The organism is Pandoraea sp. (assembly GCF_041919235.1).
Classification (GTDB): domain Bacteria; phylum Pseudomonadota; class Gammaproteobacteria; order Burkholderiales; family Burkholderiaceae; genus Pandoraea.
In genome coordinates, this window is sequence record NZ_JAYRUC010000010.1 from 160,437 (window position 1) to 169,162 (window position 8,726).

An 8,726-nucleotide genomic window follows, 5' to 3' on the forward strand; every position below is an offset into this window, starting at 1 on the left:
CCGAGAGAATTTCATGAGTCTGCATGTTCTTCTGGTCGACGACGATCCTGTCGTTCGCGACCTGCTGCGCGAATTGCTGCATGCCAATGGCATGCAGGTCTCGGTACTTCACAACGGGGCGTCGCTGCTGCGCCGGCTCGAACTTGAGCGGCCCTCGGTGATTCTGCTCGACATCATGATGCCGGAGCGCGATGGCCTGCGTGCGTTGCAGGATCTGCGCGCGGCTGGCGAAGACATCCCGGTGATTATGCTGTCTGCGCGCGGCGGGCCGCTCGATCGGGCGCTTGGGCTCGAACTGGGCGCGGACGACTATCTGGCCAAGCCGTTCGATCCGCGCGAATTGCTCGCGCGCATTCATGCGGTGCTGCGCCGTCGCGGGCCGGTGGCGGCGAGCGCACCCGACGCGCGCGCGCCCTACCGTTTCGGGCCGTTTGAGTTGGACTACTCGCTGCGCACGTTGCAGCGCGAGGGCGAGCGCCTGCCGCTGCGCGATACCGAGTTCGCGATGCTCAAGGCGTTCACGCAGCACCCGATGCAAGTGCTCCCGCGCGTGAAGCTTCATGCCATGCTTTACGGCGATGGCATTACGTTCCGTGACCGCAGTCTGGACGTGCCGGTGTGGCGCCTTCGGCGTCTGATCGAAGCCGATCCGTCGGCGCCGCGCTACATCCAGACGATTCGCAGCAAGGGGTACGTCTTTGTGCCCGGCGGCGAATTGTCCGAAGGGGCGACGTCCGACGCGCGTGAACGTGCCGGGTCTGGCGGTGTTGGCGGCCACGACGACGATGCGCTGGCGCTCGCGCCGTCGGCGGCCGCTTCGGCGTCGGTGGGTAAGCGCACGGTGCGCGGCTGGCGGGAGTCGGCTGCGTGAAGCTGCGTTGGCCGCTGCGCGACTCGCTCTTCGCGCGCATGGCATGGCTCGGCATTGCCGTCTTGCTGGTGATGCATCTGGTGTGGAGTGCGCTGGTGTTCTATCAGCGTCCGCGCCAGCAGGTGGACGGTTTCGCGCGCGGCCTGCTCATTGCCATTCAGAGCGTGGATCAGCGCGCGGTGGACCCCGGCAGCTTTGCGCCGCCGCATGGTCTGCGTCGCGTGCCGCTGGCCGACGCGCCGGCCTTTACCGACGACGTGGACGACGAGCGGGCCGCGCGCCTGCGCCATGAACTGTTGTCTCGGCTGCCGCTGGGTACGCAATTACATCTGGTCGACGCGCGCAAGCCCGATAGTTTGTGGGTCTTGCTGCCGCAACGCAGCGAGTGGATTGTCGTCACGCTCGACTTGCCCCCGATGCCGCCGTTCGTGCGTGAGACGGTGGGCATTCTGATCGGCGCGGTGTTGCTGGCGTTGCTGGTGGCGTGGCAGATGCAGCGCCCGATTGCGCGCGTGGCACAGGCTGCCCGTGTCATCGCTCGCGGGCGGCGTCCTGCTTTGCTGCCGGAGCAAGGGCCGCACGAGTTGCGCGATCTCTCGCACGCGTTCAACGAGATGGCCAAGCGGCTGGCCGAGGCAGAGGACAATCAGGCGATCATGCTCGCGGGCATTGCGCATGATTTGAAGTCGCCGCTCACGCGTTTGCGTCTGCGTGCCGACTTGATCGACAACGACAGTTCGCGCGACGGATTCGTCCGCGATATCGCGTCGATCGATCACATCGTCCAGCAGTTTCTTGCCTACGCACGCGACGAAGCGGACACGAGTCCGCTGGTGAGCGTCGACGCCTTTTTGCGCGAGCAATTTCCGGCAGAGCAAGACGACGGTGCAACGCCGTGTTCGGCGACGGCGGCGTCGAGCGCGGCCGAAGCGTCCAACGTGTCCGATGAGTCCGATGAGTCCGATGAGAACGCTTCGTTGTTCGTCAGCGACTTGCGTGCGGGGGCGGATTTCAAGCTGCCGCGCACGCTGCTCGATCGGGTGATGTTGAATCTTGTCGACAACGCGCTTGAACACGGCGAGGCCCCCGTGCGTCTCGCCACGTGGTGCGAGGGCGCGGTGGGGTGTATTGAAGTGAGCGACTGCGGGGCGGGCATTCCGGAGGCTCAGGTGGCCCTTGCGATGCGTCCGTTCGTGCGCCTCGACGCCTCGCGCGGCGGTGAGGGTCATTGCGGACTCGGATTGTCGCTGGTCGGACGCTTGGTCGAAGGGCTTGGCGGCACGGTGCGTCTGGGGCAGTCGCCCAACGGCGGCTTGTGTGTTACGTTGCGCATGCCCGTCACACCGGTGTCCGGGCTTGAAGGTGGACGGCAGGGGATTTAGTAGCGTCGCCAACAAGACCATGTCATCGGAAATGGCCCAACCAGTGTTGACGGGGCGTCCGTATCGAACGTCCGGGGGCGAACCGTCAGCGCCAAACGCGACGGATCGAGGCAAACTCGGCAGCAAGCGCCGCATCGTTGTAGACCGAAGAGGCATTCCGTTGGCGTTCACGGCCACCGGTGCGAATCGCTATGACTCGAAGGAATCGGTGCCAAGCCTCGGAGCGGGACTGGTCATTCTAGACACGGATAACTTTCTTGGATTTCTGCCCGAAGTCGTTGTCCACGGTCTTCCACATCACGTCCGATCGGACGCGCATCACTTTGGGCAATATCCGCCCATCGATTTGGGCCTTTTCGCGTTGTCCCTGCACAACAGCTTCGCTATAACTACGTTCCTTCATAGGCGACGGGCGGAGTACACGAATTGGCAGACGGTCAAGCAGTAAAGCGTACGGCGGGCGATGCAAGCGCCTCCCGAGATTCCGGCCATCAACGGGACTTCCTGCATCGCCCCGATGCGGCCTACGCCCAGGACCTATCCATCGCTTCGTAGGAAATCCGGGAGCGCCTGAGCGAGCCTCGATGGCAGAGCGACTGCGTCTTGATCGCTCCCCAATCACTACATGACTGACGGTAGCGGTTTGGGGGCGTCGACTACGTCCACGCTTTCAACGGCTTCGCCGACCTCTCGCTTCCCGGTTTCCTAGCTCGCTCACGCGTTCCCTCGCTCGTTCCCTCCCTCGCACCCTCGTTCAACGAGGTAGCCCGAGCGCTCATCGCTTGTTGCCTCATCCTTCACGTCCACCGTTCGAATGACCACCGAGACTACCGCATCGGCACACGACGCTGCCACGCTATCCGCGCCGCGCGAACTCAAGCTCAACGCAGAGCATCGCCGTCTCGTGATCAGCCCCGTGCCGGGCGAGCCCACCAAGGCGACATACGTCGTCGAGCAGAGCATCGAGTCCGTCAGGAATCACGGCCTCGAAGTGTTCGTGCAATGCCTGTACATGGTCCCGGGTGTCGGTAACGCGCTCTCACTCAAGGATGTGGCAATCGATCTGTATGGCATCTGCTCGAATCGGGCGGCTGCAACGTCGGTCGCCCACTGGATGATCCTCGCCATCGACGCGCTGGGCGTCATCCCGGTGGCCGGCAATGCCACGGCGCCCCTGCGAGTGGCGCTCAAGCAGGTGCTGCTCGCCACGATCAAGGGCGAGGGCATCTCGCTCGCGCTCGAGATCCTGTGGGGCATGGCCGGTGGCAACGCCCTGGCGTATCTGGAATCGCTCGACAAGCACCTGCAACGTGCTCAGGCGGACGTCGTCACTTGGCTCAGGGATACGTCGCGGCAACTGCGGGGCTTTATCGCGGATCCGCGCGGGCTCGCCGCCCAGCAGGCCGCGATCTCCACCAAGGAATCGTCGTTCTGGTCTTGGATGCCCGATGGCGAGAGCGTCGCGCTTTACGCTCTGGATCAACTGCTCAAGGCACACCTGCCGGGAGGCACGCAGACGATTCGTGAGGGCGTCACCGAGTGGCTGGTGGACTTCGAGAGCAACACCGAGCAGATGATCGGCCGGGCCTTTGGCAACGCGGCCGAGGCGGCAAGCCTCATCGGCATGGCCATGACGATTGCCGCACAGGCGAAGGCGCGACGTGGCAAGCCATCGCTGGCGACCGAGCGCGCGGCGGGACAGCCGCTCACCGCCGACGTCAAGCCCGCGCAGCACCGCGAGCACTATCAGGCCGGGGCCAAGCCGAGCAAATTGCCGGCAGGCTGCAATTGCCTGTTGCCGCAGAGCAGCAAGACGAGCGGTCGGCCTATCGACTTCGCGATGGGGGACGAGAATCTGGCGCAGACCGATTTCGTCGTCGACGGCGTGGTGCCGATTGTCTGGTCGCGGTTGTATCGATCGAGTCTCTCGGCGTATGACCACAGTCCACTCGGGGCGCGTTGGAGCAGTCCATTTCACATCTCGCTCGAAGTGACTGATGCAACGGCCCCAGACAAGCTGACCTTCTTCGATGCGGAGAATCGGGCGGTGCCGTTGCCGGCAGTGGCTGTTGGGCAGACGGTGAATGTGCCGACGGAGAAGCTGCAAGTCGCACGCCCTGATCGTTACACGGTGGTGCTCACGCACGCAGATGATAGCGAAGAGACTTACACGCTTGTCGAGCGTGCTGCAGGCGCGCTTTATCGTCTGGCCGCCACACGCAATCGCGCAGGTCTGGGTCACACGCTGTCGTATAACGAAGCCGGTGAGCTTGTCGGCATTACCGACGGTCACGACGCCGCGATCCGCATTGCTTGCCAGGATGGCAGGATTATCACCATCGACCGGCTCAACGGCTCAGGTCACGAGCTGGGACGTCTAGCCACCTACGACTACGACGATGCGGGCAATCTGATCTCGCAGCGCAATGCGCTCGATCACCTGCGCACCTACGCCTACGAGCAACACCTGCTCACGCGCTACACGGACTTCAACGGCTACGTCGTCCATCTGGAATGGACGTGGCCGGGCCACGCCTTTGGCGCCGCCGCACCCACCGACCCAGCCGAAGCGCGTTGCTCGCGCACCTACATCCGCGGCCCGAGTGCCGATCGCCTGGGCAGTCGCGAGGCCCTCGAAGACACACGCTTCGAATATCACCGCGAACACTGGTTCACCAAGGTCACCGATGCGGCGGGCAAGGTCACCTTTTACCGCTACGACCGAGACAACCGCATCGTGCTGGTCGAGCGTCCAGCGGACACGGGGCTTGTGAGCGAGCTCTATGAGTGGGACGCCAACAACAACCTGACGGCCACGCGCGATGCGGCCGGACGCTGGCAGCGTTTCGCCTATGACGACGCTGGCCGCGTGGTCGCACATACCGATGGGGTGGGGCGGGTGACGCGTACTGAGTACGACGCATCGGGAAATCCGGTCAAGGTTACGGATCCCACCGGACGTGTGACGCAGACCGCCTACGACGCCCTGGGACAACCGGTCTCGGTGACCGATCCTGCCGGACGCACCACGCAATATCTGTGGGACGGTCAAGGTCAGTTGATGGCGCTGACCGACCCCAAGGGGGGGGTGCGCAAGTTCTCGTACGGTCCGGGTGGACGCCTCTCGCAGGCAACGGATTGCTCGGGCTACACCACCACCTATGGCTACAACGCGCTGGGCCATCTGCTCACGCGCACCGATGCCGAGGGGCACGTCACCGGCTATCAGCACGACGCGTTGGGGCGCCTGACCTCGCTCGTCTATCCCGACAAGATGACCGAAGGCTTTGCCTACGACGGCGAGGGCAACCTGATTGCACACACCGATGGTGCGGGGCAGGTCACGCGCTACCACTACACCATCGACGGGCGTCCGGTGGAGACGGAAGATGCTGCCGGGCGCAGCATCCGCTTTGTCTACGATGGCCAGTGGCGTCTCATTCGTCTGGTCAACGAGAACCGCGCCGAGACACGTTTTCGCTACGACGCGCTGGGCCAGTTGGTGGAGCAAACCGACTTTGACGGCACGACGGTGCGCCACACCTACGACGAGGGCGGTGCGCGCGTGCTATCGCGTGAGACTGGGGGGGGCGGTGGCGGGAATGGCGTCGGCATAGAGACGGCGTACGTGCACGATGCGCAGGGGCGTTTGACGGAGCGTCGGGTTCAGCGCATTGGACACAACCACGCCGACGCGCATGAGCGCTTCTACTACGATGCGGTGGGGCGTCTGACGACGGCCCACAGCCGACACACCACCACGCGCTTTCACTACGACGAGGCGGACAACCTGATCGCCGAAGAGCAGCATTTGGCGGTGGGGGATCCGCTTGGCAGTTCGATTGGCGACTCGCCCTATTCGTCGGTGACGCGTCACTGGTACGACGCACTGGGCAATCGCACCCGCACGCAGTTGCCTAACACCCTCAAGATCGACTGGTTGCGCTATGGCTCGGGGCATGTGCATGGGGTCACGATCAATGGTGCGCCGTTGCTCGACTTCGAGCGCGACCGCCTGCACCGCGAGACGGGTCGGACTCACGCGCGCTTCAGCGCGCAACGGCAATACGATCCGGCGGGACGACTGCTGCGCCAGATCGCGCAGCGTACGGCTACGGGTGTCGGTGGAGGGAGCGCAGGAGCGGGAGGTGTTGGAGGTGTTGGTGGAGCGGGAATGGCCGGAGCGCCTGGCGTTCCGGGCGGCCAGACGCTCGCCGAGCGCCGCTACGGCTATGGGCCGCAGGGGTGGTTGACCAAGATTGACGACGTTGCCCGAGGCACAACGCAGTACGGCTACGATCCGACGGGGCGGTTACTCAAATCCGTGACACCGGACCTCACGGAGACGTTTGCGTACGACCGCGCGGGCAATCGCATCGATCCGGAGAAGGTGCCGCCCGAGCCGGACGTTGAGACGCCAGCGCAGCGCACGACGCGTAGGCTGCGCGAGCGCACCGAGTGGGCGCAGGCCAATCCCGGGCAGAGTTATCCGGGCCGATGGGATGAGCGTGCGCAGCGCGACAGCCAACTGATGGCCGAATACGAGCGCAAGCTGCCCAAGTGTCTGGATAACCTGCTGCGTGAGCTTGAGCGCACGCGCTACGTCTATGACGAGCGCGGCAACCTTATCCAGCGCACCGATTGGGCGGGACCGACCTGGCGCTATCGTTACGATCTGGCGAACCGCTTGGTGGAGGTCAGCCGCTACGCCAAGCCGCCGGACAGTGTCGAGGAGCATACGGAGTTTGACGCACACGGACGCTATCGCTCGTGGGTCGGCTCTACCTTGCCGCAGATGACGGCACGCTATCGCTACGACGCGTTTGGCCGTCGTGTCGTCAAAGAGGTGCTTCAATCCGACGGTCAGACGCAGTTCACGGTATTCGTGTGGGACGGCGATGTGTTGTTGATGGAGGAGTGCTTTACGCGGGGGCCTCGAAAGTTAGGGCCTCGTGTGTGGCCCAAAACAGCACCCAACGGACCGGCCGGGCCGGAGTACGGCACGCTGGTACGAGAAGATCGGCAGGACGAGCAGTCGCTACCGAAGGCGCAGCGTCAGCATGACATTGACGAGGTGCAGTGGCGTGGGGCGTCGCTATACCTGCATGAGCCGGGCACGTTCGTGCCGCTCGCGCGGATTGACGAGAGGCTGATTGAACCGGGCTTTCTGGCTACAGGCACGGATGGCAATCCGGTGTGGGTGCGGTCCAAGACGAAGCACACAACGCTGTTCTATCTGAACGACCATCTGGGCACGCCACAAGAGGTGGTAGACAATACCGGCAAGGTGGTGTGGCCGGGACGGTATCGGGCGTGGGGTAAGACGAAGTCGGTGTGGGGGCAGGACGACCCGGCAGAATTTGCCAATCCGATTCGGTTTCAGGGACAGTACTGCGACGATGAGTCGGGGCTGCACTATAACCGACATCGGTATTACGATCCGGCGAGTGGAAGGTTCATCAGCAAGGACCCGATTGGGCTCGCCGGTGGCATCAACATCTACCAGTACGCGCCGAATACAGTCGAGTGGGTCGACCCGTTGGGGCTATCGAGACGCTGCTCATCGAGTACGAGGGGACTCGGCAAGTCGAGCGGAAGTTACTCTACGATGAAGCCGGGACCACTCCCTGACGAGTTGGCGGCCACTTTTGCTGGTGGTCGATACAAGGCAGTGATGCTTGGAAAAGACACAGTGCTACATCGGGCGGGTACGGCTAAACGACCTCTTGGTCAATTTTTTAGCCAGGAGGCTCCTAACGGTGTATTGCAGACGCGTGTTGACAAAGCCGTATTACCGACTTGGCCAAGTGGAGGGGCTTCTCCGATTGATACGGCATTCGGAGTCAAGATTCCTGCAGGAACTCAGGTTTATGTGGGTGAAGTGGGATCGCAAGGCGGTTTTTACGTTGGGGGCACGCAACAGGTCGTCGTGCCAAAGCCGTGGACAATCGACGGGGTCGAAGTAATCCACTCATGTGATCTCAAGTGATGAATATCCAACGCACCGAAGCGCTCTTGGTGAGAATGATTGATCTATTACGACAGGGGGCGCTGAACGATTGGGCCAACGCGCTTAATCGTTGTTTGCTCAATCTGGCAAACGACCCCGATGGGGTACGGACACAGATAATCGCGATGTGTGGGGGTATGGGCTCGTTGAACGACCTAGTCCTATACAAAAATGGACAGCCGATGATTCAGGAAAACAATGAGTTCGATACCTTGAGGGGCGAGTTGTATAAGCTTTGCCACTAGAGATGTGTTGTTGATAGAGGAGCGCTTTATGCGCGGATCTCGGAAGTAAGGACTGGACGCGCGTGTGGCTGGAACAGCCCCTTGAATCCCCGGGGGTGTCAGAATTTCCGTGTTCAAGGCGGGTTGAGAATTACACGGACGGTCGAACGAATCGATCCGCGTAAAGGATAGCGAATTGGTTCATTGCTGTCTTCCAGTCCTTGGCTGCGCGGCCCCAA

Annotated in this window: 3 protein-coding genes and 2 pseudogenes; all 5 read left to right on the top strand. The window is 62.9% G+C overall.

All coding sequences use genetic code 11. The annotated features are described in order from the left end of the window. Positions 1-13: 13 nt before the first annotated feature. Positions 14-742 (top strand): annotated as a pseudogene (locus tag ACE3UG_RS10515) (response regulator); the annotation flags it as partial. A gap of 125 nt (positions 743-867) precedes the next feature. Next, positions 868-2,253, top strand: coding sequence for an ATP-binding protein (locus ACE3UG_RS10520; protein ID WP_374623257.1), 1,386 nt, complete (start codon positions 868-870; stop codon positions 2,251-2,253). A 42-nt stretch (positions 2,254-2,295) separates the two neighbouring features. Continuing rightward, positions 2,296-2,452: pseudogene (locus tag ACE3UG_RS10525) on the top strand (IS5/IS1182 family transposase); the annotation flags it as partial. A gap of 615 nt (positions 2,453-3,067) precedes the next feature. Next, the gene (locus tag ACE3UG_RS10530) at positions 3,068-8,242 is read left to right on the top strand and encodes an RHS repeat-associated core domain-containing protein (protein WP_374623260.1); all 5,175 of its coding nucleotides are present in this window, start codon (positions 3,068-3,070) and stop codon (positions 8,240-8,242) included. Between the two features lie 35 nt (positions 8,243-8,277). Further along, positions 8,278-8,508, top strand: coding sequence for a hypothetical protein (locus ACE3UG_RS10535; protein ID WP_374623293.1), 231 nt, complete (start codon positions 8,278-8,280; stop codon positions 8,506-8,508). Positions 8,509-8,726 lie beyond the last annotated feature (218 nt).

Bases quoted from the DNA above. Each gene is read 5' to 3' on its own strand.
- ACE3UG_RS10530 (WP_374623260.1), top strand. From the start codon at position 3,068: ATGACCACCGAGACTACCGCATCGGCACACGACGCTGCCACGCTATCC.
- ACE3UG_RS10535 (WP_374623293.1), top strand. From the start codon at position 8,278: ATGATTGATCTATTACGACAGGGGGCGCTGAACGATTGGGCCAACGCG.